Here is a 14,474-nt window from a genome sequence, read left to right as displayed (position 1 = left end):
ACGGGGGTGGGGGCGCGCGCTGTAGAGGCCGATCGTGGGATTTCCGCGGGCATGCGGGTGTGACTCAGATCACAGTGATTGTGTCGAGGGTGGGGAAATAACCGGGGACCGTCTCCCCGTTTAGACCTGTGTCCGAGCGAAACGGGGAGCCGGTCCCCGGATCGTTCGACAGTCAGACCCACCGACCGATCGAACTGGACAGGAGTGCGCCGTGCAGACCGCGACCGCCACCCCCGCCGTGCGCAAGGCGCCCCGGCCCCGCGCCGACGCCCTGCGCAACCGGGAGCGGATCGTCACCGCCGCCCGCGAGATGTTCACCGAGCACGGCCATGAGGTGCCCCTCGACGAGATCGCCCGCCGGGCCGGCGTCGGCAACGCCACCCTGTACCGCAACTTCCCCGACCGCGACGCGCTCGTCCGTGAGGTCGTCTGCTCCGTGATGGACCGGACGTCGGAGGCGGCCGAGCTGGCGCTCGCGGAGACCGGCGACGCCTTCGGGGCGCTGGAGCGGTTCGTGCACACGTCCGCCGACGAGCGGGTCAGCGCGCTGTGCCCGATGGTCTCCAGCACCTTCGACAAGAACCACCCCGATCTCGAAGCGGCGCGTGAGCGGTGCGAGCACCTCATCGGGCAGCTCATGGACCGCGCCAAGGCGGCAGGGCAGCTCCGTCCGGACGTGGGTGTCGGCGATGTGATGATCGCCGTGGCCCAGCTCAGCCGGCCGCCGGCCGGTACCGGCTGCCTGATCAACGACCGCTTCGTCCACCGTCATCTTCAGCTGTTCCTGGACGGGCTGCGGGCCCCTGCCCGCTCCGATCTGCCGGGCACGGCCGTGACCATGGAGGACCTGCGCCAGGCCTGACCCAGCCGCGAAAACCGTCCGACAGCCCATCAGTACGAAGCCGATCAGTCCGTCCGTCGATCAGTCCGTCCGCCGATCAGTACGAAGCCGATCAGTCCGACAGCCGATTAGTCCGGGGCCGCCGACAGGTCCCCTCTTTCACGCATCCCTCGTCGACGCGTCCGTATTCCACGCGTCCTCCTTCACGCAGCACGTTTCCACGCAGCACTTCTTCCGTCACGAACTCCCGACTTCCCGTCACGAAGTCACGAAGTCACGAAGTGGGTACCCCCATGTCTCAAACAGCCGCCAAGGCTCCCGGCGCACCGGCCCCGTCCGGTGACGCCAACCGCTGGAAAGCGCTCGTCTTCATCGCGCTCGCCCAGCTGATGGTCGTCCTCGACGCCACCATCGTGAACATCGCACTGCCCTCCGCCCAGACCGACCTGGGCATCTCCGACGGCAACCGGCAGTGGGTCGTCACGGCCTACGCCCTCGCCTTCGGCGGTCTGCTCCTCTTCGGCGGCCGCATCGCCGACCTGTGGGGTCGCAAGCGGGCCTTCGTCATAGGCCTGACCGGCTTCGCCGCGGCCTCCGCGCTGGGCGGCGCCGCGACCTCCGGCGCGATGATGTTCGGCGCCCGTGCCCTCCAGGGCGTCTTCGGCGCCATGCTCGCCCCGGCCGCGCTGTCCCTGCTCGCCGTGATGTTCACGGACGCCAAGGAGCGTGCCAAGGCGTTCGGTATCTACGGTGCGATCGCCGGTGGCGGCGGCGCCGTCGGCTTCATCCTCGGCGGTGTGCTCACCGAGTACCTGGACTGGCGCTGGACGTTCTTCGTGAACATCCCGTTCGCCATCGTGGCCGCGCTCGGCGCGTACTTCGTCATCCGTGAGCCGGAGGGCGGCCGCAACCGCAACCCGCTCGACATCCCCGGCGTGCTGCTGTCCACCCTCGGCCTGGTCTCCCTGGTCTACGGCTTCACCCGCGCCGAGTCCGACGGCTGGGGCGACGCCACCACCATCGGCCTGTTCGTCGCCGCCGCGGTACTGCTGATCGCGTTCGTCGTCACCGAGGCCCGCGTCAAGGCCCCGCTGCTGCCGCTGCGCGTGGTCACCGACCGCAACCGCGGCGGTATCTACCTCTCCCTCGGTATCGCGATCATCGCGATGTTCGGCACCTTCCTCTTCCTGACCTACTACCTCCAGGCCATCAAGGGCTTCTCGCCGATCCAGACCGGCTTCGCCTTCCTGCCGATGGTCGCGGGCATGATGGTCGGCTCCACCCAGATCGGCACCCGGCTGATGACCCGGGTCCCGGCCCGGATGCTGATGGGCCCGGGCTTCCTGGTCGCCTCGCTCGGCATGCTGCTGATGACCCGGCTGGAGATCGGCTCGTCGTACGCCTCGACGGTCCTGCCGGCGGTGCTGCTGCTCGGCCTCGGCATGGGTACGGCGTTCATGCCGGCCATGTCCCTGGCCACGCTCGGCGTCGAGCCGCGGGACGCCGGTGTCGCCTCCGCGATGGTCAACACCTCGCAGCAGGTGGGCGGCGCCATCGGCACCGCCCTGCTGAACACGATCGCCGCGTCCGCGACGACGTCGTACATCAAGGACCACATCGCCACCGCGACCTCCAAGCCGCAGCAGCAGCTGGTCCAGATGCAGGGCGCGGTGCACGGCTACACCAACGCCATCTGGTTCGCCGTCGGCATGCTGGTGCTGGCCGCGGTCATCGTGGTGACCCTGGTCAACGCCGGCAAGCCGGAAGCAACTCCCGTGGCCTCCGGGGACGGCGCGGCTGACGACGTGGCGATCCCGGTGGTCGCCCACTGAGACCACCGTTCGGGGTACCCCCGCGGGCCTGTCCGGCTCCTCGGCGGAGCGGCTCCTCGGCGGAGCGGCTCCGCAGCGGAGCGGCTCCTCAGCGGAGCCAGGGCAGGTCCGCGCCCGCATCGCTGGGCTGCAGGCCCTCGGCGACGATCTGCATGATCTCGCCGAGGGCCTGCTGCTGTTCCGGGGTCAGCCGTTCGAACAGCGCCTGCCGTACGGCGGTCACGTGGCCCGGCGCGGTCCGCCGCAGCACCTCGGCGCCCTCGTCGGTCAGCACGGCGAACTGGCCGCGCTTGTCGGAGGGGCAGTCCTCCCGCCTGACCCAGCCGTTCTTCTCCAGGCGGGCCACGGCGTGCGACAGCCGGGACCGGGTGATCTTCGCGTTCCTCGCCAGCTCGGTCATCCGCAGCCGCCCGTCGGGCGCCTCGGCGAGGCCGACGAGCAGGCCGTAGTAGATGTGCGGCATCCCCGCGTCCCGTTGGAGCTGGCGGTCCAGATGGTCCTCCAGCAGGGTCGAGGCATGCAGGTACGAGCGCCAGACGCGCTGTTCGTCGGCGGTGAGCCAGCGGTCCTGCGTGGCGGCGGAGTCGAAGGATGCCCTATTCATGTATCCCACTCTACGAGGCCTCTCCTTGAAAATTAAACAAGTCCGGCGTAAGGTGTCGGGTGTAAAGCTTGAGAGTTAAAACATCGGGTCCGGCAAAGGCCCGGAGGGAGTCGCCGTCATGTCCGCCGCCGCCCCGGAGCGATCCGCCGCCTCCCAGGAGCGCATGCCCGCGCTCTACCTGAGCCACGGCGCGCCGCCGCTCGCCGACGACCCGGTCTGGCCGGGCGAGCTGGCCGCGTGGAGCGCCGACCTGCCCCGCCCGAAGGCGATCCTGATGGTCTCCGCGCACTGGGAGGAGGCCCCTCTCGCCCTCGGTGCCGTGCGGACCGTCCCGCTCGTCTACGACTTCTGGGGCTTCCCCGAGCACTACTACAAGGTGCAGTACGCCGCCCCCGGCGCACCGGAGCTGGCCGAGAGCGTGCGCAAGCTGCTGCGCGCCCCCGGCATCCCCGTGCAGGACATCCCGGACCGCGGTCTGGACCACGGCGCCTACGTTCCCCTGGTGGAGATGTTCCCGGCCGCCGACATCCCCGTCCTGCAGATCTCCATGCCCACCCTCGACCCGGTCCGGCTGATGGAGATAGGCCGCCGGCTCGCCCCGCTGCGCGACGAGGGCGTGCTGATCGTCGGCTCCGGCTTCTTCACCCACAACCTCGCCGCCCTGCGCCACGCCGGGGGCGGTGTGCCGACCTGGTCCTCCGAGTTCGACGACTGGGGCCGCCGGGCGCTGGAGCACCGCGACTGGGACGCGTTGCTGGACTTCCTGGACAAGGCCCCGGCCGGCCGCTACGCCCATCCGCGCACCGAACACTTCGCCCCGCTCTTCGTCACCATGGGCGCGGCGGACGCCGGCGGCGGTCTCGACGCGCAGAAGTCGGTGATCGACGGGTTCTGGATGGGGATGGCGAAGCGGTCGGTGCAGTTCGGGTGACGCGCGGCGGGGCAGCCGTGACGGGCGCTCGCGCTTAGCGGCGCGGTTGTGGCGGGCGCTCGCGCGTAGGGGGCGCTCGTGCGTGCGGCGGTCAGAGCGGGCGCTCGTACCAGGCGACGTCCCAGTAGCGGCCGAACTTGCGGCCCACCTCGCGGTACGTGCCGACGTACCCGAAGCCGAAGCGCTCGTGCAGCCGGGTGGACGCCTCGTTCGGCTGTGCGATGCCCGCGTAGGCGCGGTGCAGGTCCTGGCCGGCGAGCGCCTCGAAGAGGGCCTCGTAGAGAAGGGTGCCGACACCGCGTCGGCCGGCGTGCGGGGCGACGTAGACGGTGGTCTCCACCGAGGTCGCGTAGGCCGGTTTCGCTCGGTAGGGACTGGATGTGGCGTACCCGAGAATCTCCTGTGAGTCCGCCGCCACGGCAACCATCAGGCGGTACGGGCCGTCTTCCGGGTGGGAGAGCAGCCACGGCCGACGCTCTTCCGGAGTGAAGGCCACCGTGTCGAATGTGATGGGCGTCTCACGGACGTAGTGGTTGTAGATCTCGGTGAGGGCTGCGAGGTCCCCCTCGCTCCCCGGCCTGACCTGCACCTCTGTGCGTTCCGACGGCATCCGGTCTCCTCACGGGGGCGGGCAGGATACTGCATGATCAGAAATTCGGGGTGCGTGGTGGGAATTCTGTCCGGATTCCAGTCGTTGTTTCCATCAGATGCAGGGCACTCGGCGAGAGTCCGAGGAGTTCCAGGAGTGGAGTTCCCCAGGGCGTCGAGTCGAGGACCCGGCAGCTGAAGGACCGACAGGACCACCCGCCCGCCCACCATCGCAAGGGAGCACGCATGGCAACCCGTGCCGTCGCCCGTCGTAAGACCGCCACTGGCGAGGCGGCCGACTCGGCAAGCAGTGTTCGCGCCCGTGCCGTTCGCGGCCACGGCGGCGAGATAGCCGACCGTGACCTGGTCGGCATGTACCTCGACGAGATCGCGCGCACACCGCTGCTCGATGCCGCCAAGGAAGTCGAGCTGTCCCAGGACATAGAGGCGGGTGTGTTCGCGCGGCAGGTCCTCGACGGCGAGGAGGAGTCCGCTTCGGACGCCACCCGTGAGGAGCTGGAGGCGCTCGTCGCCGCCGGCGAGCGGGCGAAGGACATCTTCATCCGCTCCAACCTCCGCCTTGTCGTGGCCGTCGCGCGGCGCTACCCGCGCAGCGGCCTGCCCCTCCTCGACCTGATCCAGGAGGGCAACGCCGGCCTGGTGCGCGCCGTCGAGAAGTTCGACTACCGCAAGGGCTTCAAGTTCTCGACCTACGCTACCTGGTGGATCCGGCAGGCCATCACCCGCTCCATCGCGGACCAGTCCCGGACCATCCGGCTCCCCGTCCACCTGGTGGAGGAGCTGGGCCGGATCCGCCGTGTCCAGCGCGAGTTCAACCGGGAGAACGGTCGCGACCCGGAGCCCGCGGAGATCGCCGCCGAGCTCGGTTCCACGCCGGAGCGCGTCATCGACGTCCTCGACTGGGCCCGCGACCCGGTCTCGCTGAACATGTCGGTGGACGACGAGGGCGACACGCAGTTCGGCGACCTCCTGGAGGACACGTCGGCGGTCAGCCCCGAGCAGTCCGTCCTGACCCTGCTGCGCAGCGAGGAGCTGGACGACCTGATCGGCCGTCTGGACCAGCGCACCGCGTCGATCATCAAGATGCGGTACGGCATCGAGGACGGCCGTGAGCGCACGCTGACCGAGGTGGGCAAGGAGCACGGACTGACCCGTGAGCGGATCCGCCAGATCGAGAAGCACGCCCTCCTCGAACTGAAGAAGCTGGCCCGTTCCACCGGGTTCGAACCGGCGGCGTGAGGGCGTGAGGGGGTTGTGAGAGGAAGGCGTGATGGTGGGGCTCGCGCGCCTGGGGGCGCGCGAGGTGCCCCTTACCCTGGATGCGTGCGCCGGGTGGCGAAAGACGGCGCAAACATGGCGCGCTACCGCCGCTTCAAGAGCCGCGCGCCGGGAACAAGCACTCTGGGTCCGGGTCCGATGGGCCCAGGAGCCGGGAGTTCGAGGGGACGAAACGTTCCAGCGGACCCCGACCGCCCGCGACGACCTCTGACAACCTGCCCCTGAGCCACGTCCCGACGCACCATCCCCCCGGCGCCGGGACTTACCAAGAGCCGGGCTTCGGCGCCCATCCCCCCCCGGGCGCCGGAGCCCGGCTCCATGCTTTCAGGGGGCCGCGCTTCCAGGTTTCCGCGCTCTCACTTGCCGGTCCGCTCCCGCTCCGCTCCCGCACATGGAGACGGTGGTCCACCCCGTACCTGAACCACGGGGTGAACCACCGGATGGCAGATTCTGCCACAGAGGCATAGCCTGCCGAGGTGAGCACCCCCCGCACCACCGGCGACACCCCCGGGCAGAACACGCAGAACACGCAAACCCCCCCGACCGCCTCCCTGACGGAACGGCGCAAGGCGGAGACCCGGATGGAGATCGCCCGTGCGGCCGCGGGCCTTTTCGTACGACAGGGCCTACGGGCCACCCGCGCCGAGGACATCGCGCAGGCCGTGGGTATCGCCCCGCGCACGTTCTACCGCTACTTCGCCACGAAGGAAGAGGCGATCGCCCCCCTCTACGTGACCGGCGCCCAGCGCTGGGCGGAGGCGGTGCGGTCCGCCCCGGCCGCCCTCTCCGTGCCCGCGGCGCTCGAACACGCGGTCCGCCACACCCTCACCCCGGGCGCCGGGGTCTCGGCGGCCTCCTGGGAATGGGTCCGCACCCTGATCCACCTGGCCGACACCAGTCCCGCCCTGCGGAAGGTGTGGGCGGAGGTCTGCCAGTCCGCCGAACACCACCTGGCGTCGATCCTGGCGGAGCGCACCGCGCGGGGCGGCGACAACGTTGCCCCTGCACCCTCACCGCGCCTCCGCTTCACCGCGGCGGTGGCCGGCGCCGCCGTGCGGGTGGCGATGGAGACCTGGGCGGCGGGCACGGCCGCCCCGACGGGGGAGCAGGGACCGATGGCGCTGGCACTGCGGAACCTGGAGGCGCTGCGGGGCTTCGACTGGCAGGCAGAGGGAGCGTGACCAGGACCACCGGCACCGCCCCGCCCGCCCAAGAGCCCGCTCAGGCACCCGCCCAGGCGCCCACCCAGGCGCCCCCTCAGGACCCCCCGCCGGCCCGGCTCAGACGGGCCCCCAACTCCTTCACGCGCTCGACGAGTTCCAAAGGCGCCCGCACCTCGAACTCGTACCCGGTCATCGCCAACCGCACCGCCAGCCACTCCACCTGATCCCCGGTCACCCCCCGGAGGACACACCGGCCACCGTCCCCTTCCGCCACCGGTGTTCCCACCCATGCCGGGACGCGCGCCCCCACCTCCGCCGCCGACGCGGCGAACGCGACCTCGAACTCGTACGTCTGCTGCTGCCGTTGGATGGACCGCCGGAGGAATTCCGCCGCGTTCCCGGTCGGCAACTCGCGTGCGGTGAACCGCGCCCCGGTCGCGAACGGCTCGCTCACCCGGTCCACGCGGAACGTCCGCCAGTCGGCGCGGTCGATGTCGTACGCCACGAGGTACCAGCGTCGGCCGGTCGACACCAGCCGGTACGGCTCGGCCTGCCGCCGGCTCTCGCTCCCGTCGGCCGCCCGGTAGGCGAACCGCAGCCGCTCCCGCCCCGCCACCGCGGAGGCGATCACAGTCAGCGTCTCGGGCGCGATACTCGCCCCGTCCCCGCTGGTCAGCGGAGTGGTCGCGGCCTGGAGCGTGCTCACCCGGTGCCGCAGCCGGGCCGGCAGCACCTGTTCCAGTTTGGCCAGCGCCCGCACCGACGCCTCGTCCACGCCCTCGACGGCGTGCCCGGCCCCGGCCCGCAGCCCGACCGCGATGGCCACCGCCTCCTCGTCGTCGAGCAGCAGCGGCGGCATGGCCTTGCCGGCGACCAGCCGGTACCCGCCGTCGGAACCCTTGCTGGCCTCCACCGGGTAGCCCAGCTCCCGCAGCCGGTCGATGTCCCGCCGCACGGTGCGCCGGGACACCTGGAGCCGCTCGGCGAGTTCGCCCCCTGGCCACTCACGGGGCGTCTGGAGGAGAGACAGAAGCTGAAGCAGCCGGGCCGGGGTGTCCGTCGTCATGCGTCCGAGCATGCCGTATCAAGAGGACAGGATCTGGCCTAATTCCTCTCTAGGTTCGTCCCATGACCTCCAGCGAGATGAACGGCCCCCAGGGCACTCCCCAGCGGCGCGGAGCACTGCACGCCCGGCCGGGACGCAGCGGCACCCGGCCCACCACGCTCACCCCGGCGACACCCGGGACCTCGGCCTCCCCCGGTGCACCGCACCGCTGGCTGGCCCTCGCCATCGTGATGACCGCCGCCTTCATGGACCTCGTCGACGTCACGATCGTCAACATCGCGATCCCCTCCATCCAGCGGGACGCCGGCGCCTCGTTCAGCCAGATCCAGTGGATCACCGCCGGTTACGCCCTCGCCTTCGCGGCCTGTCTGATCACCGGCGGCCGCCTCGGCGACATCCACGGCCGCAAGCGGCTGTTCCTCGTCGGCGTCGCCGGCTTCACCCTCGCCTCGGCCCTGTGCGGCTTCGCCGCCAACCCGGAGACACTGGTCGCCGCCCGGATCCTGCAGGGCGCCATGGCGGCGATGATGGTCCCGCAGGTGCTGTCGATCGTGCACGCCACCTTCCCGGCCCGCGAACGCGGCAAGGTCTTCGGCCTGTTCGGTGCGATCGTCGGCCTCGGCGCGGTCTCCGGTCCGCTGCTCGGCGCCCTCCTCACCGAGTGGAACCTGTTCGGTCTCGCATGGCGTCCGATCTTCCTGATCAACCTCCCGGTCGGCATCGCGGCGCTGCTGCTCGGCCGCCGCTACATCACCGAATCCAAGGCGCCGCGCGCCCTGAAGCTGGACCTGGTCGGCGTCGCCCTGGTCACCCTCGGCCTGCTGATGCTGCTCTACCCCCTGACCCGGGGCCGCGAGCTGGGCTGGCCGCTGTGGGGGTACGCGTCGATGGCCGGCGCGCTCGTCGTCTTCGGCGTCCTCGTCGCCTACGAGCGCCGGAAGGCCGCCGCCGACGGCTCCCCGCTCATCGAGACGTCCCTCTTCAGGGTGAAGAGCTTCGCCGCGGGGATCGCCGTGCAGACCGTCTTCGGCATCGCGCTCGGGGTGTTCTTCCTGGTCTGGACGCTGTACATGCAGATCGGCCTCGGCTGGAGCCCGTTGCACGCCGGCCTCACGGGGGTGCCGTTCTCCCTCGCCGTGTCCGTCGCGGCCGGTCTGTCCGTGCAGAAGCTGGTCCCGCGCTTCGGCCGCGGGGTGCTCCAGGCCGGCGCCCTGCTGATGGCGCTCGGTGTGCTGATCTACGTCTGGGAGTCCCACCGCTACGGCCTCGCCGTCGCCTCCTGGCAGATGGCGCTGCCGCTGGTGGTGATGGGCGCGGGCATGGGGCTGATCGTCGCCCCGCTGACCGACGCGGTGCTGTCGGAGGTGCCGCGCGAGCACGCCGGTTCCGCCTCCGGCCTGATCAACACCGTGCAGCAGATGGGCAACGCGCTCGGCCTCGGCCTGGTCTCGGTCGTCTTCTTCGGCGTCGTCGGCGACCGGCTGGCCCCGGCCGAGGTCGGCCCGGCGTTCGCGCACGCCTTCCGGCACGCGCTGCTGTGGGTGGCCGCCGTCCTGGGCGTGATCTTCCTGCTGATGTTCGCCCTGCCGAAGCGCCCGGCGCGGCACCCGGAGGCGGGCGCGGCGGACGAGCCGCTTCCGGAGAGGGGCGCGGAGGCGCCGGAGCAGGAGGGCGAACTCGTCCACTGACCGCCGTCCGGAAGGGGCCGGAAGTCCGATCATGCCCGTTTGAGGTCCGAACCTGTTTACTTTCCGGAAATCCCGGCGTAGCCTCCGAAGAGAAACCACAAGTTCGGGCATCAGTCGGACACAGTCGGACCCGGCCGGACATCGAGTGGACGTCGTCGGCCGGAACGGAGGCACAGGGGCATGTACGCACCGGAGCGGCAGCAGGAGATCCTCCGGCTCGCCCGTGACGGCGGCCGGGTGGACGTCGTGTCCCTCGCCGAGGAGTTCCAGGTCACCCAGGAGACGATCCGCCGTGACCTGAAGGCCCTCGACCGGGCAGGCCTGGTCCGCCGGGTGCACGGCGGCGCCATTCCGGCCGGACGCCTCGACTTCGAGCCGGACCTCGCCGAACGCGAGTCCACCTCGGCCGACGAGAAGGACCGCATCGCCAAGGCCGCCGTGCCGGAACTGCCCGTCGAGGGCACCCTGATCCTCGACGCCGGCACGACGGTCGCCCGGCTCGCCGCGGCCATCCCGCTGGAGGCGGACCTCACCGTCGTCACCCACAGCCTGCCCATCGCGGCCCGTCTCGCCGACCACCCGGGCATCCAGCTCCACCTGGTCGGAGGGCGGGTACGGCACCGTACGCGCGCCGCCGTGGACGCCTGGGCGCTGCGCGCGTACAGCGAGATCCGCGCGGACGTCCTCTTCGTCGCCGCCAACGGCTTCTCCGCCGAGCAGGGCCTGACCACCCCCGACCTCGCCGAGGCCGCGGTCAAGCGGGCCGCCGTGGCCGCCGCCCGCCGGGTGGTCCTGCTCGCCGACTCCGCCAAGCACGGCCAGGAGCACTTCGCCCGCTTCGGCGCCATGGCCGACGTGGACCTGCTGATCACCGACACCGGACTGACCGCCGAGGACGCCGCCGCCATCGAGCGCGGCGGCACGGAAGTAGTACGAGCATGAGCACCACGAACAGCACGAGCGGTACGGGCATGATCCTCACCGTCACCCCCAACCCCTCCCTCGACCGCACCTACGAGGTCCCCGCCCTGGAGCGCGGCGAGGTCATCCGCGCCACCGGCGAACGCATGGACCCCGGCGGCAAGGGGGTGAACGTCTCCCGTGCCGTCGCCGCGGCCGGCCGGCGCACGGTGGCCGTCCTGCCCCTGGGTGGTGCGCCGGGCGCGCTCGTCGCCGAGCTGCTGGACACGCAGGGCATCGAGGTCGCGCCGGTCCCGGTCGCCGGGGCCACCCGCTCCAACATCGCCCTCGCGGAGTCCGACGGGGTACTCACCAAGATCAACGCGCCGGGCCCCGAGCTCTCGGCCGCCGAGCAGGAACTCCTCCTGGAGACCGTCCGCGAGCAGTCCCGCGACGCCGACTGGATCGCCTGCTGCGGCAGCCTGCCGCGCGGGCTCGCCCCCTCCTGGTACGCCGATGTCGTCGCCCGGGCGCACGCCGGGGGCGCACGTATCGCCCTCGACACCTCCGGGCGCGCGCTGCTGGAAGCGCTGCGTGCACGCCCCGACGTGGTGAAGCCCAACGCCGAGGAACTCGCGGAAGCCGTCGGGCGTCCCCTCTCGACCGTGGGCGACGCCCTGAAGGCGGCCGAGGAGCTGCGCGGCATGGGCGCGGGTGCGGTGCTCGCCAGCCTGGGTGCCGACGGCCAGCTCCTGGTGGCGGACACCGGCGCCTGGTTCGCGAGCGCCCGCGTGGACACCGTCCGCAGCAACGTCGGCGCCGGCGACTCCTCCCTGGCCGGCTTCCTCATCGCCGGCGGCAGCGGTCCGCAGGCCCTCGCCTCCGCCGTCGCCCACGGCGCGGCCGCCGTCCAGCTGCCCGGCAGCGTGATGCCCACCCCGGCCGACCTGGACCCCGCGGCGGTGACCGTCACCGACCTCGTCCCCGTCGACCGCGAACTGACGGAGCCGGTGTCATGACCTCGGACACGACCGCCCGTACCGCCGCGCTCCGCCCCGGCGCCGCCCGCCGACAACCGGCCCGGGAGCGGCGAGGTCCCTCGTTACTCGCCGCGCCGACGGGCCGTCGGGGCACCCTGAGCCGCCCCGCCGTCCCCGGGAGGCGGGGCTTCCCCGGCCCCGTCTCCCACCCCGCCCCCCAGGGCACCCCCGCCCCCCACGGCACCCCCCTCCCCACCCCCGCCCACCCCACACTCCGGGCGATACGCGTGCATAGGAGCCCGCGATGAGCGACATGATCACCGCGGACCTGGTCGATCTCGACCTGTCCGCCGACACCAAGGAAGCGGCGGCGCGCGCCCTCGCCGAGCGCATGGTGGCCCTGGGCCGGGTGACCGACCTGGAGGGCTTCCTCGCCGACGTGGCCGCCCGCGAGGCCCAGATGCCGACCGGACTCGACGGCGGCATCGGCATCCCGCACTGCCGCAGCGCCCATGTCACCGAGCCGACGCTCGGCTTCGGGCGCAGCGCCGCCGGCATCGACTTCGGCGCGCCCGACGGCCCCGCCGACCTGATCTTCCTGATCGCGGCCCCCGCGGGCGCCGACGACGCCCACCTCACGATCCTCTCCTCGCTGGCCCGCCAGCTGATGAACAGCGAGTTCACGGACGCGCTGCGCGCGGCGGCCGACGCGGGGACCGCGGCGGCGCTGATCCGGGGCGACGAGACGCCCACGGCGGCCGACGCGTCCGCGCAGCCCGCGAAGGGCACCGCCGACGCCGGTGCGGACGCCGCCCAGGGCGCCGGTGCGGACGCCGACCAGGGCGCCGGTGCGGACGCCGCCCAGGGCGCCGCGGGCGCCCCCCAGAACACCGCTGCGGCGCCGGTGGCGGCCTCCGCCGGCACCGCAGCGGCCAGTGACGAGGACGCGGGACCGGAAGGCCACGCGCGTCCCTTCCGGATCGTCGCCGTCACCTCCTGCCCCACCGGCATCGCCCACACCTACATGGCCGCCGAGTCCCTGGAGAACGCGGGCCGCGAGGCGGGCGTCGAACTCGTCGTCGAGACGCAGGGCTCGGCCGGCTTCACCCGGCTCGACCCCGCGGTCATCGCGGCGGCGGACGGCGTGATCTTCGCCCACGACGTCCCTGTGCGCGAGAAGGACCGGTTCGCCGGCAAGCCGACCGTCGACGTCGGCGTGAAGGCGGGCATCAACCGCCCCGCCGACCTCATCGGCGAGGTCCGCGCGAAGGCCGCCCGCGGCGAGGTCACCTCCGGTTCCGCACCGGCCACGCCGGTCGAGCGCGCCGGGGAGGCGGGCGAGGGCTACGGCACCAAGCTGCGCAAGTGGCTGATGTCCGGCGTGAGCTACATGGTGCCCTTCGTCGCGGCCGGCGGTCTGCTGATCGCCCTCGGCTTCGCGATCGGCGGCTACGAGATCAAGTCGGCGCCGTCGGTGCTGAACCACTTCGTGTGGACCCAGACCGACAGCTGGGCCGCCCTGATGTTCCAGATCGGCGCCGTCGCCTTCGGCTTCCTCGTGCCGGTCCTGGCGGGCTACATCGCCTACGGCATGGCGGACCGGCCGGGCCTGGTCCCCGGCTTCGTCGGCGGCATGATCGCCTCCACCATCAACGCGGGCTTCCTCGGCGGTCTGGTCGCCGGTCTGCTGGCCGGCGGTGTGGTGATGGCGATCCAGAAGATCAACATCCCGGCGGTGCTGCGCGGCATCATGCCGGTGGTGGTGATCCCGCTGATCTCCACGGCGATCGTCGGCTTCCTGATGTTCGTCGTGGTCGGCAAGCCCATCGCCTCCGCCCAGAAGGGCATGACCGACTGGCTGAACGGCCTCTCCGGCTCCAACGCCGTCCTGCTCGGCGCCCTGCTCGGCCTGATGATGTGCTTCGACCTCGGCGGTCCCGTCAACAAGGTCGCGTACACCTTCGCCACCGCCGGTATCGCGGTCTCCAGCCCGAGCGACTCCGCGATGAAGATCATGGCCGCGGTCATGGCGGCCGGCATGGTCCCGCCGCTGGCGATGGCCCTCGCGACCACCGTGCGCGGCAAGCTCTTCACCGAGACCGAGCGCGAGAACGGCAAGGCCGCCTGGGTCCTGGGCGCCTCCTTCATCTCCGAGGGCGCGATCCCGTTCGCCGCGGCCGACCCGCTGCGCGTGATCCCCTCCTCGATGGTCGGCGGCGCGATCACCGGAGCCCTGTCGATGGTCTTCGGCGCCACCCTGCGCGCCCCGCACGGCGGCATCTTCGTGGTCCCGCTGATCGGCAACCCGTTCCTCTACCTGATCGCCATCGCCGTCGGCGTCTGCGTCACCACCGCCCTGGTCGTCATCCTGAAGGGCATGCGCAAGCCGGCCGGACAGGCCTCGGAGGGCGGCGCCGTCTCCGGCCCGGCCGTCCCCGCGAAGGAGGCCAAGCAGCCGGTCGCGGCCTGAGCGCCCGCGCGGCCCGCCCCGCGGGGTCCGCACCCCTCTTGTCCCTTTGATTCGCTGTGAGTTGTTCACGGCACCTGCGAGATACGTCACGGTCCGGGGCCAAAGTCCCGGA

The 14,474-nt window shown here is 71.9% G+C and carries 12 protein-coding genes; 9 read left to right on the top strand and 3 right to left on the bottom strand.

What is annotated here, in order from left to right; translation table 11 throughout:
• The first annotated feature begins 211 nt into the window (after nt 1-211).
• On the top strand, nt 212-862 hold the full coding sequence (locus tag AB0G52_RS09585) for a helix-turn-helix domain-containing protein (protein ID WP_361335330.1): 651 nt from the start codon (nt 212-214) through the stop codon (nt 860-862).
• 272 nt (nt 863-1,134) lie between these two features.
• On the top strand, nt 1,135-2,673 hold the full coding sequence (locus tag AB0G52_RS09580) for an MFS transporter (protein ID WP_132891967.1): 1,539 nt from the start codon (nt 1,135-1,137) through the stop codon (nt 2,671-2,673).
• 88 nt (nt 2,674-2,761) lie between these two features.
• On the opposite strand, the gene AB0G52_RS09575 is transcribed toward AB0G52_RS09580, so the two are convergent.
• Nucleotides 2,762-3,277: a MarR family transcriptional regulator gene (locus AB0G52_RS09575; RefSeq protein ID WP_132891966.1), complete on the bottom strand. Its 516-nt coding sequence runs from the start codon at nt 3,275-3,277 to the stop codon at nt 2,762-2,764.
• Between the two features lie 118 nt (nt 3,278-3,395).
• On the opposite strand from AB0G52_RS09575, the gene AB0G52_RS09570 reads away from it, so the two are divergent.
• The gene (locus AB0G52_RS09570) at nt 3,396-4,208 is read left to right on the top strand and encodes a class III extradiol ring-cleavage dioxygenase (protein WP_361335326.1); all 813 of its coding nucleotides are present in this window, start codon (nt 3,396-3,398) and stop codon (nt 4,206-4,208) included.
• Nucleotides 4,209-4,299: 91 nt separating this feature from the next.
• Here the strand turns inward: AB0G52_RS09570 and AB0G52_RS09565 are convergent, their stop codons facing one another.
• Nucleotides 4,300-4,818, bottom strand: a complete 519-nt coding sequence (locus AB0G52_RS09565; protein WP_361335323.1) for an N-acetyltransferase family protein — start codon at nt 4,816-4,818, stop codon at nt 4,300-4,302.
• A 224-nt stretch (nt 4,819-5,042) separates the two neighbouring features.
• Between AB0G52_RS09565 and AB0G52_RS09560 the strand changes: the two genes are divergently transcribed.
• Both AB0G52_RS09560 and AB0G52_RS09555 read left to right on the top strand, forming a co-directional pair.
• Nucleotides 5,043-6,056, top strand: coding sequence for a sigma-70 family RNA polymerase sigma factor (locus tag AB0G52_RS09560; protein ID WP_132891964.1), 1,014 nt, complete (start codon nt 5,043-5,045; stop codon nt 6,054-6,056).
• 590 nt (nt 6,057-6,646) lie between these two features.
• Nucleotides 6,647-7,276: a TetR family transcriptional regulator gene (locus AB0G52_RS09555; RefSeq protein ID WP_361335791.1), complete on the top strand. Its 630-nt coding sequence runs from the start codon at nt 6,647-6,649 to the stop codon at nt 7,274-7,276.
• Nucleotides 7,277-7,352: 76 nt separating this feature from the next.
• On the opposite strand, the gene AB0G52_RS09550 is transcribed toward AB0G52_RS09555, so the two are convergent.
• Nucleotides 7,353-8,324 (bottom strand): YafY family protein, encoded by a 972-nt coding sequence (locus AB0G52_RS09550; protein ID WP_207921869.1) that lies wholly within the window; start codon nt 8,322-8,324, stop codon nt 7,353-7,355.
• Nucleotides 8,325-8,554: 230 nt separating this feature from the next.
• On the opposite strand from AB0G52_RS09550, the gene AB0G52_RS09545 reads away from it, so the two are divergent.
• The 4 genes from AB0G52_RS09545 to AB0G52_RS09530 all read left to right on the top strand — a co-directional run bounded on the left by AB0G52_RS09545 (nt 8,555) and on the right by AB0G52_RS09530 (nt 14,362).
• Nucleotides 8,555-10,012: an MFS transporter gene (locus AB0G52_RS09545; RefSeq protein ID WP_361335788.1), complete on the top strand. Its 1,458-nt coding sequence runs from the start codon at nt 8,555-8,557 to the stop codon at nt 10,010-10,012.
• 180 nt (nt 10,013-10,192) lie between these two features.
• A complete protein-coding gene (locus AB0G52_RS09540) occupies nt 10,193-10,954 on the top strand; it encodes a DeoR/GlpR family DNA-binding transcription regulator (protein ID WP_132891962.1) in 762 nt (253 codons plus the stop codon).
• Between the two features lie 29 nt (nt 10,955-10,983).
• Nucleotides 10,984-11,931 carry a 1-phosphofructokinase gene (pfkB, locus tag AB0G52_RS09535; RefSeq protein ID WP_132891979.1) on the top strand — a complete coding sequence of 316 codons (948 nt, stop codon included), beginning with the start codon at nt 10,984-10,986 and terminating at the stop codon, nt 11,929-11,931.
• 265 nt (nt 11,932-12,196) lie between these two features.
• A complete protein-coding gene (locus AB0G52_RS09530) occupies nt 12,197-14,362 on the top strand; it encodes a fructose-specific PTS transporter subunit EIIC (RefSeq protein ID WP_361335319.1) in 2,166 nt (721 codons plus the stop codon).
• The last annotated feature ends 112 nt before the right edge of the window (nt 14,363-14,474 follow it).

This window comes from Streptomyces sp. NPDC021562 (assembly GCF_040640875.1).
In the GTDB taxonomy this organism is placed as follows: domain Bacteria; phylum Actinomycetota; class Actinomycetes; order Streptomycetales; family Streptomycetaceae; genus Streptomyces.
The sequence above is the reverse complement of the archived record's forward strand: the minus strand, read 5'-3'. Positions and strand labels throughout refer to the sequence as shown.

What these genes read in the sequence shown, in the direction of transcription:
- AB0G52_RS09580 (WP_132891967.1), top strand. Translation starts at nt 1,135, where the DNA reads ATGTCTCAAACAGCCGCCAAGGCTCCCGGCGCACCGGCCCCGTCCGGT.
- AB0G52_RS09575 (WP_132891966.1), bottom strand. Translation starts at nt 3,277, where the DNA reads ATGAATAGGGCATCCTTCGACTCCGCCGCCACGCAGGACCGCTGGCTC.
- AB0G52_RS09570 (WP_361335326.1), top strand. Translation starts at nt 3,396, where the DNA reads ATGTCCGCCGCCGCCCCGGAGCGATCCGCCGCCTCCCAGGAGCGCATG.
- AB0G52_RS09565 (WP_361335323.1), bottom strand. Translation starts at nt 4,818, where the DNA reads ATGCCGTCGGAACGCACAGAGGTGCAGGTCAGGCCGGGGAGCGAGGGG.
- AB0G52_RS09560 (WP_132891964.1), top strand. Translation starts at nt 5,043, where the DNA reads ATGGCAACCCGTGCCGTCGCCCGTCGTAAGACCGCCACTGGCGAGGCG.
- AB0G52_RS09550 (WP_207921869.1), bottom strand. Translation starts at nt 8,324, where the DNA reads ATGACGACGGACACCCCGGCCCGGCTGCTTCAGCTTCTGTCTCTCCTC.
- AB0G52_RS09545 (WP_361335788.1), top strand. Translation starts at nt 8,555, where the DNA reads ATGACCGCCGCCTTCATGGACCTCGTCGACGTCACGATCGTCAACATC.
- AB0G52_RS09540 (WP_132891962.1), top strand. Translation starts at nt 10,193, where the DNA reads ATGTACGCACCGGAGCGGCAGCAGGAGATCCTCCGGCTCGCCCGTGAC.
- pfkB (WP_132891979.1), top strand. Translation starts at nt 10,984, where the DNA reads ATGATCCTCACCGTCACCCCCAACCCCTCCCTCGACCGCACCTACGAG.
- AB0G52_RS09530 (WP_361335319.1), top strand. Translation starts at nt 12,197, where the DNA reads ATGAGCGACATGATCACCGCGGACCTGGTCGATCTCGACCTGTCCGCC.